Genomic DNA, 15,857 nt, shown 5'->3' with positions numbered 1-15,857 from the left:
GACTAGGTGCGCCGCTTGGCGGACTTCCGTCGCGGTGGTTCGGCGGCGGGTGGTTCCGGCGCGCTCAAACCGGTCAACTTGCCGAGCAAGGCGACGCCGGGCAGCTTCGCCAGCCGTCCGAGCACGTCCTCGCCGAGCGAGATCATCGCTTCCAGCCTGGGCAGCAGCCGGTCGTAGGCCGCGAACGCCGGATCGGCGAGGGCAAGGGTGCGATCGAGCCGATCGATGGTGGAGTTGAGCCGCTCGATCGCCGTCGCCAGGTTGTCGACCAGATCCGGCAGTTGCGCGGCCAGCTGGGCCGACGCGGGCGGCAGCCGCACCGCCGCGTCGAACGCCGACGTCGCGGTCAACTGGGCGGCTTCCAGCGCTTGCCCCGCGGCCGTCTGCGCCGCTTCGACCGCGGCCTGCGCGGCGGCCAGCACGTCGGCGGGGCCGGGCACCCGCCCGCCGGGCAGCTTCGGGGCCGGGGGCTTACGACCCGGGCGTTTCGGGTTCGTCATGAGAACACTGTGCCGCACGCCCCGCCGAAGGACCTCCCCTCGCGAGTTCGGCGTGTCGGAGGGTCGTGGCATAGTTCGAGCACAATGAAACTCAGCAAGGGCGCGAACGCAGCGGTACCGACATCTCTTCTAGCCGTGGTTGTTTCATGGCGATCGGAGCACACGGTGGACGCGCACGCCTTGCTGCTGGACGCGGCGGGCACGGTTCGCTCCGACCGGGACCTGGTGTTCTACAACGCGCCGCGGCACGTCTCCCAGGCGGTCACCCTCGATCAGGAACCCGCGCCGGGCACCGCGCGGCTGAGCGTCTCGCTGCCCCGCACCGAAGCGGACGTCGATCGCATCGTCGTCTCCGGCTCGGTGGACGCGGGCAGCTTCGGCGACATCCACGACCTGACGATCGCCGTGCACTCCGTCGACGGGCCGGTCGTGACATTCGAGATCGCCGACGTGGAGGCGGTGCCCGCGCTGATGTTCGGCGAGTTCTACCGCCGCGACGGGCAGTGGCGGTTCCGCGCCATCGGCCAGGGTTGGGCCGGCGGACTGGCCGGGTTGGTCAGCGAGTTCGGCGTCCAGGTCGACGATCCGTCGGCGCCGGCCCGCACCACGCATCCCACCAACCCGTTCCGCGTGCACCGATCGGCCGCGAGCACGCCTGCGCAACGACTTCCGCCCCGATCCACGGGCGGGGCCGAGCCCGCCCTCGACGCGGGCGAACGGGTGGACCGGCACGACCCGGCCCAGATCCGGCGCCTCCCGCACGGGTCGTTCTCCTCCGGCCAGTCGCGCAGGAACGGGGAATTCCCGCCGGCCGAGCGAACGGACGCACTGAACAGCGCCGCCGAACCCGTTCCGGTGCAGCGCATCGGCGAGCATCACCACCAGGCCGAGAACTCACCCGCGTGGCCAGACGCCCCGCTCCCGGACACACCCGCACGGCCACGCACCGAAGTGCTCGACCGCGTGGACACCGCTCCCTTGCCGCGCACTCGCCGTCCGGTCGACCTCCACCGGTACACCCCGGACACCGCACCGTTCACGCCGCCACCCCCGAACCCCGAGCACGCGGACTGGCACCCGGATCCGGACGACCCCGGGCGCATGCGATGGTGGGACGGCGCCGAATGGACCGAGGACAGGTACCTGCGCCACCCCACTGGGGGTCGCCACTGCGATCGCTGCGGAAACCAATTGCGCCGCAAGCTCTTCGGTGGGCTCGCTCCCTGCCAGCGGTGTGCGCAGGAGATCGAGGAGTACCTCACTCATTGGCATACCCGGGCGTGGCGGGTGCTCACCGCCCACGGCCCGCGTGGCCCCGAGTGGGCCGCGTTGTGGGCCTCGTTGCGCTACCAGCGCATCGTCGCCGAAGCGGGGCGCACGGCCTTGCGCGAGGTCGGCCAGAGCTATGTGGAGCGGCTGGTCACCTTCGCCTTCGCCGACGCCGAAGTCCGGCACGCGGAACTGGAACTGTTCGAGCAGGCGGTCGCCGAACTCGCGCTCGGCGGACCACTGATCGATGACCTGCGCAGGCGGATGCATCGCGGGCACACCCTCTACCGGCTGCGCACCGGGGATCTGCCGGTCGTCCGCACGCCCGGCCTGCACCTGGACCCCGAGGAAACGGTGCACCTCGACCTGCCCGCCACGCACGTGCGACAACTCGCCCGCGGCCCGCGGCTCACCGAGGGCAGGTTGATCGGCAGCAACAAGAAGCTGCGTTTCGTCGGCGCCGACACCGGCATCGAGATGCCGTGGTCGCGCGTCGTGTCCGTGCACACCGAACGAGGGGCGGTGGTGGTCGCGGCCACCTCCGCGCGCGGGGGCGCCACGTTCGCCGTCGACGATCCCGACTACGTCTCGGCCGCGCTGGAAGGCGCGCTGCGCGTGGCCAAGCGTCTCGTCCTCACGCCCGGCCAGCGCGACACCCGCAGCATCCCGCAGGAGGTGAAGGCGCAGGTGTGGCAGCGCGACGGCGGCCGGTGCGTCGAATGCGGCGACGGGCACTACCTGGAGTTCGACCACATCATCCCGCTCAGCCGCGGCGGTGCGACCAGCGCCGCAAACCTCCAGATCCTGTGCCGCGCGTGCAACCGCGCGAAGGGCGCGCGCATCTAGCGCGCGCCGGATTCAGTCGGCGAGCAGGCCCGCGGTACGACCCAGGTCGGCCAGCATCGCGTCGAAGAGGATCTCCGGCTTGTCCAGCGGGATCGGGTAGTTCCCGAACACCTCGAGGGTGACATGCCCGTAGAGCCGCGCCCAGATCTGGATCATCAGGTACGTCACCCCGAGATCCAGCTTCTCGGCGGGGAATTTCTGGCTCGACTCCGACAGCGCGCCCAGCAGTTCGGTCTGGAAGTGCACCAGATCCTCACGCAGTTCCGGCGGGATGACATCGGTGGACGGCGTGACGATGTCGTAGTTCGCCAGCAGCCTGCCCGCGGCGGCCAGGAAGACCCGGCCGAAGGGCTCGTCGAAGCGGCGCAGCGCGCGGGCCTTTCCGACGCCGGGCGAGGCGAACACCAGGGTGAACTCCCTGGTGTGCGTCAGCGCCCAGCGCCGGAAGCCACGGCAGATGGCGAAGAACTGCACGGCGCCGTCGTCGGGCAGCGTGGCGATCTCGGCGGTCAGTTCGGCCGCCAGGTCGGCGCAGAAGTCCAGCCGCAGCCGTTCCAGCAGGTCTTCCAGCGAGTTGTAATACCGGTACAGCGCGGGCGCGGTGACACCGAGTTCCCGGGCGATGGCGCGCAGGGTGACCGCGTCGGGCCCGCGTTCGACCAGCAGCGCGCTGGCGACCCGCCGGATATCGGTGTCACTCACCACCGGCGCACGGCCTCGCGGTTTGGACTGTTGCACCGTTCGATTCAAGCGTATTCGACTTCCCAGCGCTTGATCCCGTTCAGCCAGCCCGACCGCAGCCGCACCGGATCGGACACCTGCCGCAGGCCGGGCATCACGTCGGCGATGGCGTTGAACATCAGATCGATCTGCAACCGGGCCAGGTTCGCGCCGACGCAGTAGTGCGTGCCGGTGCCGCCGAAACCCACGTGCGGGTTCGGGTCGCGCAGCACGTCGAAGGTGAACGGATCCGCGAAGGCCTCCTCGTCGAAATTGGCCGAGCTGTAGAACAATCCGAGCCGCTGGCCCTGCCTGATCTCCTGGCCGCCCAGCACGGTGTCCTGGGTCGCGGTGCGCTGGAACGCGGTCACCGGGGTGGCCCACCGGACGATCTCGTCGGGCGCGGTGCGCGGGCGCTGCTGCCGGTAGATCTCCCACTGCTCGGGGTGGTCCACGAACGCCTTCATGCCGTGGGTGATCGAGTTGCGGGTGGTCTCGTTGCCCGCCACCGACAGCAGGATGACGAAGAACGCGAACTCGTCCGAACCGAGGTGCTCGCCGTCGATGTCGGCGTTGACCAGCTGGGTGACGATGTCCTCGGCGGGGCAGGCGCGCCGCTGCTCGGCCATGTTCCAGGCGTAGCCCATCACCTCGGCGGTCGCGGCGTGATGGTCGCCGTCGAACTCCGGGTCGTCGTAGGAGATCATCTGGTTGGACCAGTCGAAGATCTTCTTGCGGTCCTCCTGCGGGATGCCCAGCAGCTCGGCGATGGCCTGCAACGGCAGCTCACACGCCACCTGTTCGACGAAGTCGCCGCTACCGGACTTCTTGGCCTCGTGCACGATCCGCGCCGCGCGTTCGGTGAGCGCGGCGCGCAGGCTCTCCACCGCTCGCGGGGTGAAGCCCTTGGAGATGATGCGGCGGGTCTTGGTGTGCTTGGGCGGGTCGAGGTTGAGCAGCAGCATGTCGCCGAGCATGTCGATCTGCTCACGGGTGGTCTCTTCGTTGAACCGGATGATCGCGGTGTTCTGGTGGGAGGAGAACACCTCGGGATTCTTCGAGATCTCCTTGATGTGCGCGAGCTTGGACACGACCCAGTACCCGCCGTCGTCGAAGCCGCTGGCCCGATCGGTCTGCGCGCACCACCACACCGGGGCGGTGCGGCGCAGTTCGGCGAACTCCGCGATGGGCAGGCGGGCGGCGAGCAGGTCGGGGTCGGTGAAATCGAATCCCGTCGGGATCGAGGGCGTGGTCACGGTCACGGCTAATCTCCTCCGGTGCAGGCGCGGACCCACGGCGATGCGGGAACGCGGTCAAGGGAGATGCAACCACAGAACCGGGCTTCGTGAACACCGTTTAGTAAAACATGTTTACTTTTCTCCGCCACTCTCGCTCCTCGGTGGTCCGCGCAGGCGTATCGGCCCTCCCCCGATCCGGCGCGCGAACAGCGATGCGCAGCCGCGTCCGATCCGAGCCGTTCCCCGCTGTAGCCGGAACCGCGACGACCAGCTCATCGCAGCGGAATCAGCGGCGGCGGCTGCCAGCGGCGCTGCAGAACGGCCTCTTTCGGGGCGAACAAGGCCAAGGTTGCCGAGAACATCTCCGATGCCGGGATGGGCATCCAGTTCCCCTTCGGGACGCCGGGACCTGGATCGTCGTGCTGGAGCGTGAGGTCGAGGGAGCCGTCCGGATTCAGCACGACGGGAACATGGTGACCTATCGAGTAGATCTCGGCCGGATTCGCCGCCAGATAGTTCGCGGCATCGTAGACGGACAACGACCAGAAGGCGTCCACCGGCGGCAGCTCGTCGGCGGCGAAGTGCAGCCGGAACGGGCCGGAGCCCCCGGGAACCGCCGTGAAGAGGTAGTGCGCGTCCTCGGGCAGGGGAATGCCGAGAGCGCCGTAGGCGGTGACGGCGCGAAGGAGATAGTCGGTGCCGTAGCGCCCGGCCGAGAAATCGGTGACCCAGCCGTTGTCGTTGATCGTGTTCGCTCCGAGTGTCACCGGGAGCTGTTGTTCCACGGTGTCGGCCGCGGCGGTCAGTTCGGCGTCGGAGACGCCTTCGACCGCGCCGCCCGGCCGGATTCCGATCGTCGCGAAGCGCCGCATGGCCGGTGTGTCGCCAGGGGCGGGCGGATTGATCGCCATCAAGGCGCACATCCGGTCGAAGAACTCGTGCGCGTCCATCGCCAGGACCTGCTCGACCGGGCGTTGCGCGTTCGATTGCTCGCCTGGCGGCTCGCTCGCGGGCGGACGGGTGCGCGCTTTCCAGGCGCTCAACGGCGTCAGCGTCAACTCCCGCTGCACCGAGCGCACCGCCGGGAGATCGTCCTCGCCGTCGACCTGGATGCGCACGATCAGCCACACCGTCGGCGTCGGCACCGGCAACGGGGTGAGCCCTTCCGGCAACGCGCCCGACCAACCGGGACCGGTCACCACATAGGTGTAGGGCGGCGTGGCCGAGGCCGCCTGCGGCCGTCGACTGCTCGGATTGTGCACATTGTTCGTCCACGCGTCCAGCACCTGCGCCAGCCAGAACCGGCCACCACCCATCGCGGGAACCTGCAGCACCATCGGCTCCGACGTCAGATCCAGCCAAGCGGTCGAGTGCAGGGTGTCGGGGTCCGGCCGAACCCTGTCGCGTACGGCGGCTGTGGGCAGCGATGTCGCGTGCCGGAACCGGTTGGCGGGTGTGGTCGCCTCGGCCGTCGCGCGCGTGATGTCCATCAGCACCAACGGAAAGCCGAAGACGTAGGCGTCCTTGGCGATCATGCCGCCCTCGCTGGTCACGGCCGGGCGTTCGGCATCGTCCTGGTCCGATCCGCCGCACGCCGCCACGCCGAGGGCGGCCATCGAGGTCGCCGCCATGCCGAGCACGGCGCGCCGCGACAGCCCGGAACCGCGGGTCCAATCCGCCATGATCCTGCTCCGCCTCCGATCCGCCCGGTCACCGGATCATACCCGCCCTACGGCGGAGAAAACGCTGGTCAGCGCCGCGAATCGCGGTCGGTCACGCGCCGATCAGCGCACCGGGACCAGCGGCGACGGACGCCATCGCCCCTGCACGGCCTCCGCTTTCGGCGCGTACATCCGCAGGGTCAGCGAGAATTGACCGGCTTCCGGGATGGGCAGCCAGTTCCCGGCGGGAACGGCTGCTCCCGGGTCGGCGTACTGCACCGCGATATCGGCGGACCCGTCCGGATTGAGCGCTACGGGGGCCGGGTGGCCCACCGCGTAGATCCCCGCCGGATTGGGCACCAGATAGCTGTCCGCGCCGTAGGCGGTCAGCGACCAGAACGCGTCGACCGGCGGCAGTTGACCGGGCGGGAAGTGCAGCCGGAATCGGCCCGACTCGCTGCCCGCGTCCGTGGACGCGAACAGCGTCGGATAGAAGGCGTTCTCGGCCAGGCTCGCGCCGAGGGCCACCCGGGCGATGACGGCGCGCAGCATGTAGTTGACGCCGTACCTGCCGACGTCCGGATCGATCAGCCAGCCGTTCTCGTTGACCGTCCGCGCACCCAGATACACCGGCATCTGCTGCTGGGCAGTCTCCACCGCGGTGACGAGATCGGTATCGGGGATGCCTTCCACCGCACCACCGGGCCGGATGCCGATAGTCGCGAAGCGCCGCATGGCGGGCGTGTCCTCGGGAGCGGCCGGATTGACCGACAGCAACGCGCACATGCGATCGAAGAACACGCGCGGGTCCATCTCCGCGACCCGTTCCGGCGGCGATTGCGCGCTCTCCCGCGTGGGCGGCGCGTCGGGCATGGGCGGCTGGGCGCCCGCCCTCCACGCGCTCAGCGGAACCAGCCGCAATTGCTGCTGCACCGAGCGAGCCGCCTCGAGATCGTTCCCGCCGTCGACCTGGATCCGCACGATCAGCCACACCGTCGGCGTCGGCACCGGCAACGGCGTGAGCCCTTCCGGTAACACCCCCGACCAACCGGGACCGGTCACCACATAGGTGTAGGGCGGCGTGGCCGACACCGCCTGCGGCCGTCGACTGCTCGGATTGTGCACATTGTTCGTCCACGCGTCCAGCACCTGCGCCAGCCAGAACCGGCCGCGACCGATCGCGGGAACCTGCAGCACCATCGGTTCCGAGGTCAGATCCAGCCAAGCGGTCGAGCGCAGCGTATCCCGGTCCAGTCGCACCACTTCCCGCTGCGCGGGCGTGGGCAGCGACGTCGCGTGCTGGAATCGGTTGACCGGTGTGGTCGCCTCCGCCGTCACACGCGTGACGTCCATCAGCACCAGCGGATAGCCGAACACGTACGCGTCCTTGGCGATCGTGACCGCGTCGCCGGGAACCGGGCCGGCGTCCCGCTCGTCGGATCCGCCGCATGCCGCCACCCCGAGCGCGGTCGCCGCGATACCGAACGCCGCGCGCCGCGACACGGTGGCCTTCCCGCCGGTTCTGTCCATGATCCTGCTCCGCCTCCGATCCGATCGGGCACCGGGAGATCCGCACCGGATCTTACCCGCCCTACGCAGCGGAAATAGCAGGTCAGCACCGTAATCGGCGGACCGGGACGGCCACTTGACGAGCAGCGCCCCGGCCTGGAGGACGGCTCGCCTGGCCCGGTGACCGAGCCTCCCGGCGGCCCGCGGCGATCCGTTCGCGCCATGATCGTCGACGCCGACGGGCCTGCCCGATGGCCGCGGTCAGAACTCCAGAACGGTGTTCATGATGGTGCCCGCGCTGGTGGCGACCACCCCGCCGAGCATCGCCCCCGCGATCATCTTCGGCGACTGCAGCCCGCCGCCGCTCCACTTCTCCCAGGCGAATCGGCCGCCCGCGTAGATGATGCTGACGATGCCGGACGCCAGTGCGAACCAGGTGAGATACCGCACGAACTGTAAGAGCTTGTCCGCCAGAGGCGGCGCCTCCGGGGTCGGATTGCCGATCTGCGCCAACGTCGTGAACGAATCGCCGACCGACGCCAGAATGATGCTCACCGTCTACTCCCTCTACGCTCGAAGACAACCCTGCCGCCGACCAGCCGCTTTGCGAAAGCTGTTCGACCACCGATGAATTCGGCCACGCACCAGGATACGGGCACGGACCGCGCCGCGGTGTGCTCTGCCCGGAACGCCCGCGACCAGCCGCGGAACCGGCAGGGGGATCACGCCGGATCGCCCGCGAACAGTCGTCGGCGGATCCGGCGAAACACGGCGGCAAGGTCTCGACCGCCGCGCGTCATCCATGATCCCGACCTTCGCCTACCCCGGCAAGGAAGCGGGAAACGCGAACTTCCCTGCGCTACACGGACCTGACTGCATCGCGGCGAGCGAACGGATACGATCTTCTCAGCGAATCACTTGCCCCTGTCCCGAATCCAGAATGAGCGAACGACGATGATCCTGGCCGCCGCTTACGACACCCTGGCGCAGATCGGCAACCCCACACCAGAAGCACCGCCGATCTCCGACAAGTTCCTCCAACTGGTCCGCTACCTGACGTGGTTCGTGCTTCTGTCGGGCATCTGCGGCATCATCTACGCCGGTGGCCGCTTCGCCTGGGAGAAGTGGACCGGCGGCGGGCTCGAGTCGCCGAAGATGGTGGCGGGAGCCATGATCGGCGGGGTGATCGCCACCAGTGCGGGCACCATCATGAACGCCGTCATCGGCTGATTCGGGCCGCGCCGAAACCACCCCGCCATAGCTTTTCGCTATGACCAGCGGGGAATGTCAAGTGGGCAGGGCAGCTCCGCGCTGTTCGCCGCACTGGCGCCGACGCGCACTTCCGCGGTTCAACGCAGGATGCCCGCGATTCGCGCGGCGCGAAGCCAGTCCGGGAACTCGCCGAGCAGACGCGCGTAGAGCTGCGCGTCGTCCACCTGATCGATGTCGTCCAGGGCGAAGAATCCCGCGTTGTCCACCGCCCGGTCGGACAATTCGTCCAGAGTGCGCAACAGACCGTAATTGGCGCGGCCGAGACCGACGAACTGCCAGAAGGCAGGCAGCAGCGAGGCATCGCGCATGAGCGCCGCGATCTCGCGCTTCTTGGCGAAACCGCCGTCGGTGAAGAACAACACGAGGGTGGGGCGGCCGCCGGGGCGCAACGACTCGATGATGTCGCGCATGATCGGCAACTCGTCGTTGCGGCCGCCGAGCCGGTCGTAGTCGATGCCCTCGTGGGTCCCGGTGAGATGCAGGAAGGTCCGGGCCCACTCGTCACCGTGCTCGACCGTGATGTCGGGCAGCTTGGCGAAGGAGAGGGCGTAGAGATACGCCTCCAGGGTGCCGTCGTCGTCGAGTTGGGTGGCCACCGGAATCATCCGCTGCACGACCCGATGCACCACCTGGTCGTGGTACTGCCGTTTCATGCTGCCGGTCTTGTCGATGACCAGCACGACGCGGGCGCGGATCCCGAAAGCCTCCTTGTCGATCAGGACTTTCGCGACCGCGCGCTTGCGCAGATCCAGCGTCGCGCGCTTCTCGAACGAGAGCTTCGCCTCGCCGGGAACGGTGAAGACGTCCGCCGCCGGACCGGCCATGGTCTGCGCCTGCGCCTGCGCCTGCGCCTGCGGCTGCGGCTGCGGCTGCGCGGACGGGACCTCGCCCTGGGACGGCTCGTCCTCGACGCTCACGCCGTGATCGGTGACCAACGCGGCGAAGCCGCCCGCATAGCCCTGCCCCACCGCGCGCACCTTCCACGCGCCGTGGCGGCGATACAGCTCGAGCGCGATCACCACGGATTCGCTGCCCAGGCCCTCGATGCGGTACTCGTACAGCACGTTTCCCGCCGCGTCGGCGACCGTGGCGACCGGTGGCGCGAACCGGCCGAAGGTCTGCGCCGGATCGTCGAGGGTGAGCACCGCGCGCAGCTGCGCGATGTCCTGGGGCAGGTCGCCGAGCGAAACCGCCAGCGCTCCAGGCGTTCCCCGCTCCAGCGACACGCCCGGCGCGCTGGGCTGGTTGAAGAAGACGAAATCGGCGTCCGATCGCACCCGCCCGGTTTCGGTCACCAGCAGCGCCGACACGTCGACGGCGGCTTCGGTGCGCACCGACACCAGCACGCGGGGCACGTCCAACGCCCCGTTCTGTCCTTTGACCAATGCCGCACCCACCGGGACTCCTAGCCGTCGTCACTGGCGAAATCGCCACCGGGATCAGCGTAAGTCCACCAGCGGAAGGATGCCGGGTCTTCGCTCCGCGCCGGACCGGCTCGGGCGCCGACGAACTCGCGGTCGCCGTAGCGCACCGTGACCGCATCCGCAGACGAGCGACGAGTCCCGCCACGACGTCATCGGGCGCGGGAGGATTCCGCGGCGCCCGTGATATTCCGCGCCATCCCACCGAAGATGACGGCGTGGAAGGGCGCGATCGACTTCCAGTACAGATGCCCGGCCAGCCCGTGCGGCTCGAACAGCGCGCGCTGACGGTAGGTGGCGCCAGGTCCGTCCGGCTCGACGGCGAGTTCCAGCCAGGCCCGGCCCGGAACCCGCATCTCGGCGCGCAGGCGCAGCAGCCGCGGACGCTCCAGCCGCTCCACCCGCCACCAATCCAGTGCCTCGCCTTCGTGCAGCCGGTGCGGATCGCGGCGACCGCGGCGGAGACCGGCGCCGCCCGCGAGCCGGTCGATCCACCCGCGCAGCGACCAGGCCAGCGGGAACGAATACCAGCCGTGTTCGCCCCCGATCGCCTCGATCACCCGCCACAGCGTCGCCGGGTCGGCGTCGGTGTGGCGCTCGCGCACATCCCGGTACAGCGAACCGCCCGACCACTCCGGGTCGGTGGGCAGCGGATCCGACGGCGCGCCCGGCGAGCGGGCGTCCGACCACCGGGTCGGCACGTCCAGATCGCGAATCTTCCGCAGGGCCAGCGTCAACGCCCGCCGGTAACCGGTCAGGCCCTCCGGTGGGTCCGGGATGAGATCGGCGATCGCGTGATCGCGGCAGACCACGTCGTTGATCAGCGACTCCATCAGCGGCACGGCGATCGCGCGCGGTACCGGGGTCACCAGGTTCACCCACTGCGCCGACAACCACGGCGTCAGCACCGGCACCGGCACGATCAGCCTGCGCGGCAGCTGCGCCACTTCGGCGTAGCCGCGCATCATCTCCAGATAGGTCAGCACGTCCGGACCGCCGATGTCGAAGGCGCCGCCTGCGCCGTCGGGCAGTGTCGCGGCCTCGGTCAGGTAGTAGAGCACGTCACGCACCGCGATCGGCTGGATCCGGTTGCGCACCCAGCGCGGGGTGACCATCATCGGCAACCGCTCGGTCAGGTAGCGCAACATCTCGAAACTGGCCGAGCCGGAACCGATGATCACCGCGGCCCGCAGCACCAGCGCGGGCACCGCGCCCGCCCGCAGGATTTCGCCGACCTCGGCGCGGGAGGCCAGGTGGCGCGACAGCCGCTGCGCGTCCGGGGTGATGCCGCCCAGGTAGACGATCCGGGTCAGGCCCGCGTGCGCCGCTTCGGCGGCGACCAGCGTGGCCGCCTCCCGGTCGACGGTGTCGAAGTCGGCGCGGGTCAGCGAATGGATCAGGTAGTACAGCACGTCCTGTCCGGACAGGGCGGCGCGCACATCTGCGACGGAGGTCACATCACCGGCGAGCACCTCGACGCGATCGCGCCAGGGCGCCTCGGCGAGCTTGCCCGGCGTGCGCGCCAGCACCCGGACCCGGTGACCAGCTGCCAGCAACTCCGGTACCAGTCGTCCGCCGATGTAGCCGGTCGCGCCGAACACCACACATCGCACGACAACCACCCTTCCGATGACCTGCTCCGGTGATGACCCGGCGCCGCCGGGTCAAACAGCGTGCCGCTCGCGACCGGCCGTGAGCCCTGATCGATCCGGCGACCTCGTGCCAGACTGGGCCGGTGAGCGAACGTAGCAAAAGCCACGGACCGGACAAGCCCACGCTGCGGGATCGCGGTGACGTCATCGGTGGGGGTGTGCTGTGGCTGGCCAAGTGGGCGCTGTGCATCGTCGCCATCGCGGCGGGAGCATGGGTGCTCGGCTTCCTGGTCGCCCGGCTGTGGGTGGTGATCCTGCCGGTGGCGCTGGCGATCGTGATCGCCACGGTGCTGTGGCCGCCGGTGCGCTGGCTGACCGCGCGCGGCCTGCCGCCCGCCGCGGCCGCCTCGATCGGGGTGATCGGTTTGATCGGGGTGCTGGCCGGGGTCATCGCGCTGATCGTGCCGTCGGTCGTGGACCAAGCGCCGGAACTGGCCGACAAGTCGAGCGCGGGCGTCGAGCAGGTGCGCGACTGGTTACAAGGTCCGCCGCTGAAAATACGTGACGAGCAACTGGATTCGGCCGTGGACGCGATCGTCTCCCGGCTGCAGTCGAGTTCGGAGCAGATCGCCAGCGGCGTGTTCACTGGCGTGACCACCGCGACCTCGGTGCTGATCACCCTGTTCCTGGTGCTCGTGCTGGTGTTCTTCTTCGTCAAGGACGGACCGCGTTTCCTGCCCTGGGTGCACAGCATCACCGGTAGCCGCAGCGGCAAGCACCTGGAGGAGGTGCTCAGCCGGGTCTGGGTCGTGCTCGGCGGGTTCATCCGCACCCAGGCGCTGGTCAGCCTGATCGACGCGGTGCTCATCGGCGCGGGCCTGGTCATCCTCGGGGTGCCGCTGGCACTGGTCCTGGCGGTGGTCACCTTCCTGGGCGGATTCGTCCCGATGGTCGGCGCGTTCGTCGCGGGTGCGCTCGCGGTGCTGGTGGCATTGGTGGGCAACGGATTCGTCACCGCCCTGATCGTGCTCGGCATCGTGGTCGCCGTGCAGCAGCTGGAGGGCAATGTGCTGCAACCGGTGCTGCAGAGCCGCACCATGCAGCTGCACGCGGTCATCGTGCTGCTGGCGGTCACCGCGGGCGGCTCGCTGTACGGGATCGTCGGCGCGTTCCTGGCCGTTCCCGTCGTCGCGATCGTCGCGGTCGTCCTGCGCTATATCGGCGAGCAGATCGACGCGGCCACCACCGCGCCACCGGAACCGGAGACCGAGACCGAGACCGAGACCGAGACCGCCGACTGACCCACCGCATCGAAAGCCGGACCATCGTTGCACTCAGCCCGAATGTAACTATCGCCGTCCTCCGCTGCGGTTCCTAGCGTCAGTGGACATGACAACCGAGGTGCGCGCCCCGCTCAACGACATCGCCTCCGCCACGGCCCGTGCCGTGGCGGACGACCCGGCGAACGCGCTGGTGGTGTTCCGTGCCGCCGGAACTCCGGAGGGGACGGTGGGCAGTGCGATCAGTCTCCGCGAGCACACCGTGCGGGTGGACGAGCCGCCCGCGCTCGGCGGCGCGGACACCGCGCCCAATCCGGTCGAGGTGTATCTGGCGTCGCTCATCGCTTGCCAGGTGGTGACCTACCGGTTCTGGGCCCAGCGCCTCGGCATCACGATCGACGACCTCGCGGTGAGCGCCGAAGGCGACCTCGACGTGCGCGGATTCTTCGGCTTGGATGACAACGTCCGCGCCGGTTTCCGAGCGGTGCGGGTGACCGTGCGGATCAGCGGACCCGATACCGAGCAGCGCTACGCCGAACTCCAGCAGGCCGTCGACGCGCACTGCCCGGTGCTGGATCTCACCACCGGACGCACTCCGGTCGATACCACCCTGATCACCGATTAGCCGCTGCCCCACCCCGATCGACCATCCCGAGGAGGACCACCCCGATGACCGAACCCGACCTGTCCCAGGACTGGAGCTTCGAGACGAAGCAGATCCACGTCGGACAGATTCCGGACGGCACGACCAACGCCCGCGCGCTGCCGATCTACCAGACCACCTCCTACACCTTCCGCGACACCGCGCACGCGGCGGCGCTGTTCGGTCTGGCCGAGCCCGGCAACATCTACACCCGGATCATGAACCCCACCCAGGACGCGGTGGAGCAGCGCATCGCCGCCCTCGAAGGCGGCGTCGCCGCGCTGCTGGTGGCCTCCGGGCAAGCCGCGGAGACCTTCGCGATCCTGAACATCGCCGGAGCGGGCGACCACATCGTCTCCAGCCCCCGGCTCTACGGCGGCACCTACAACCTCTTCCACTACTCGCTGCCCAAGCTGGGCATCGAGGTCTCCTTCGTGGACGATCCCGACGACCTCGAGCAGTGGAAGGCCGCCATCCGCCCGAACACCAAGGCGCTCTACGGCGAAACGATCTCCAACCCGCAGAACCACATCCTCGACATCCCGGGCATCGCGGGCGTCGCCCACGACAACGGCGTTCCGCTGATCGTGGACAACACCGTAGCCACGCCGTACCTGATCCAGCCGCTGGCCCACGGCGCCGACATCGTCGTGCACTCGGCCACCAAGTACCTCGGCGGCCACGGCGCGGCCATCGCCGGCGTCATCGTCGACGGCGGCAAGTTCGACTGGACCGGCGGCCGGTTCCCTGGCTTCACCGAACCCGACCCGAGCTACCACGGCGCCGTGTTCGCCGACCTCGGCGCACCCGCCTACGCGCTCAAGGCGCGCGTGCAACTGCTGCGCGACCTCGGCTCGGCGGTCTCGCCGTTCAACGCGTTCCTGATCAGCCAGGGCCTGGAGACGCTGAGCCTGCGGGTCGAGCGGCATGTGCAGAACGCGCAGGCGGTAGCCGAATTCCTCACCACCCGTTCCGAGGTCACCTCGGTGTCCTACGCGGGCCTGCCGTCCTCGCCGTGGTACGAGCGGGGCCGCAGCCTCGCCCCGAAGGGCGCCGGCGCGGTGATCGGCTTCGAACTGGCCGGCGGCGTGGACGCGGGCAAGCGGTTCGTCGAGGCACTGCGGCTGCACAGTCACGTCGCCAACATCGGTGACGTGCGCTCGCTGGTGATCCATCCGGCGTCCACCACCCACTCGCAGCTCACGCCGGAAGAGCAGCTGGCCGCGGGCGTCACGCCCGGCTTGGTCCGGCTCGCGGTCGGCATCGAAGGTATCGACGACATCCTCGCCGATCTGCGCGCCGGATTCGCGGCGGCTTCCTGACGCACAGTGCCCCGGGGTGATCGGCCCCGGGGCAATTTGCCTGTCCGCGATGTGGATCGGCAGCCGTGCAGCAGGGCGAAAACCCGTTTCGAGCTGGTTTTCGTGATTTCCGTCGATGAATCGTGCCGCCACCGCAGTTTCGGTTGTGCACGGCGGCACGGCGATTCGTCATTGTCGCGCGGATTCGATTGGCCACCTGCGCGTTCCTTGCGAAAAGAAATCGAACTTCCGCGCATCCGCAAGGCTTTCTGAACCGAACTAGAAAGGTAGGTATATGTCCTCTTCAGAATGAGGTGGGTAAGTCCATGGACATAGCGGTACCCGAAACTCCTGCACAACATCCCTTCTTACGCCGCGCCGCCACTCTGATTGTCGCGGGCGCCATACCGCTGTCGGTGATCGGCACCGCGACCGCCGGCGCCGACCCGCTGGTGCCGGAGATCTCGATTCAGCTTCCGTTCGCCCCGACGCCCGCCGTCGGCGTCACCCCGGTGGCCGATCCCGCCGACCCCGGAGCCCTTCCGCCGGAGGCCGTTCCGCCCGCGCCCCCGGTTTCGGCCGGCCGCAACGACCTGAGCACCAAC

Annotated in this window: 13 protein-coding genes and 1 pseudogene; 6 read left to right on the top strand and 8 right to left on the bottom strand. The window is 69.3% G+C overall.

All coding sequences use genetic code 11. The features are described 5' to 3' along the window. Positions 1-2: 2 nt before the first annotated feature. Entirely contained in the window at positions 3-500 is a 498-nt protein-coding gene (locus HOV91_RS03695; protein WP_174184007.1) for a hypothetical protein, read from the bottom strand. 84 nt (positions 501-584) lie between these two features. On the opposite strand from HOV91_RS03695, the gene HOV91_RS03690 reads away from it, so the two are divergent. Next, a complete protein-coding gene (locus HOV91_RS03690) occupies positions 585-2,615 on the top strand; it encodes a TerD family protein (RefSeq protein WP_174184006.1) in 2,031 nt (676 codons plus the stop codon). A gap of 12 nt (positions 2,616-2,627) precedes the next feature. Here HOV91_RS03690 and HOV91_RS03685 read toward each other — a convergent pair whose 3' ends face one another. The 5 genes from HOV91_RS03685 to HOV91_RS03665 form a co-directional block, all read right to left on the bottom strand. Then, positions 2,628-3,353: a TetR/AcrR family transcriptional regulator gene (locus HOV91_RS03685; protein ID WP_312884453.1), complete on the bottom strand. Its 726-nt coding sequence runs from the start codon at positions 3,351-3,353 to the stop codon at positions 2,628-2,630. A gap of 8 nt (positions 3,354-3,361) precedes the next feature. Beyond that, positions 3,362-4,591 (bottom strand): cytochrome P450, encoded by a 1,230-nt coding sequence (locus HOV91_RS03680; RefSeq protein ID WP_174184110.1) that lies wholly within the window; start codon positions 4,589-4,591, stop codon positions 3,362-3,364. A 254-nt stretch (positions 4,592-4,845) separates the two neighbouring features. After that, entirely contained in the window at positions 4,846-6,255 is a 1,410-nt protein-coding gene (locus tag HOV91_RS03675; RefSeq protein ID WP_174184005.1) for a DUF1254 domain-containing protein, read from the bottom strand. A gap of 102 nt (positions 6,256-6,357) precedes the next feature. Continuing rightward, positions 6,358-7,764 carry a DUF1254 domain-containing protein gene (locus HOV91_RS03670; protein ID WP_174184004.1) on the bottom strand — a complete coding sequence of 469 codons (1,407 nt, stop codon included), beginning with the start codon at positions 7,762-7,764 and terminating at the stop codon, positions 6,358-6,360. Positions 7,765-8,004: 240 nt separating this feature from the next. Then, positions 8,005-8,298 carry a hypothetical protein gene (locus tag HOV91_RS03665; protein ID WP_040865713.1) on the bottom strand — a complete coding sequence of 98 codons (294 nt, stop codon included), beginning with the start codon at positions 8,296-8,298 and terminating at the stop codon, positions 8,005-8,007. Between the two features lie 399 nt (positions 8,299-8,697). Here HOV91_RS03665 and HOV91_RS03660 point away from each other — a divergent pair, with 399 nt between their 5' ends. Further along, positions 8,698-8,973, top strand: a complete 276-nt coding sequence (locus tag HOV91_RS03660; RefSeq protein ID WP_039796837.1) for a hypothetical protein — start codon at positions 8,698-8,700, stop codon at positions 8,971-8,973. 119 nt (positions 8,974-9,092) lie between these two features. Here the strand turns inward: HOV91_RS03660 and HOV91_RS03655 are convergent, their stop codons facing one another. Beyond that, positions 9,093-10,412 carry a vWA domain-containing protein gene (locus HOV91_RS03655; RefSeq protein ID WP_174184003.1) on the bottom strand — a complete coding sequence of 440 codons (1,320 nt, stop codon included), beginning with the start codon at positions 10,410-10,412 and terminating at the stop codon, positions 9,093-9,095. 176 nt (positions 10,413-10,588) lie between these two features. Beyond that, entirely contained in the window at positions 10,589-12,049 is a 1,461-nt protein-coding gene (locus HOV91_RS03650) for an SDR family oxidoreductase (RefSeq protein WP_174184002.1), read from the bottom strand. Positions 12,050-12,171: 122 nt separating this feature from the next. Between HOV91_RS03650 and HOV91_RS03645 the strand changes: the two genes are divergently transcribed. The 4 genes and pseudogenes from HOV91_RS03645 to HOV91_RS03630 form a co-directional block, all read left to right on the top strand. Continuing rightward, the gene (locus HOV91_RS03645) at positions 12,172-13,329 is read left to right on the top strand and encodes an AI-2E family transporter (RefSeq protein ID WP_174184001.1); all 1,158 of its coding nucleotides are present in this window, start codon (positions 12,172-12,174) and stop codon (positions 13,327-13,329) included. 88 nt (positions 13,330-13,417) lie between these two features. After that, on the top strand, positions 13,418-13,933 hold the full coding sequence (locus HOV91_RS03640) for an OsmC family protein (protein ID WP_174184000.1): 516 nt from the start codon (positions 13,418-13,420) through the stop codon (positions 13,931-13,933). A 44-nt stretch (positions 13,934-13,977) separates the two neighbouring features. Continuing rightward, entirely contained in the window at positions 13,978-15,273 is a 1,296-nt protein-coding gene (locus HOV91_RS03635; protein WP_174183999.1) for a bifunctional o-acetylhomoserine/o-acetylserine sulfhydrylase, read from the top strand. 305 nt (positions 15,274-15,578) lie between these two features. Then, a pseudogene (locus HOV91_RS03630) lies at positions 15,579-15,857 on the top strand (hypothetical protein); the annotation flags it as partial.

It is taken from the genome of Nocardia barduliensis, assembly GCF_013315795.1.
Classification (GTDB): domain Bacteria; phylum Actinomycetota; class Actinomycetes; order Mycobacteriales; family Mycobacteriaceae; genus Nocardia; species Nocardia barduliensis.
Note: the sequence above shows the minus strand (reverse complement) of the source record. Positions and strands in the feature narration are given on the sequence as shown.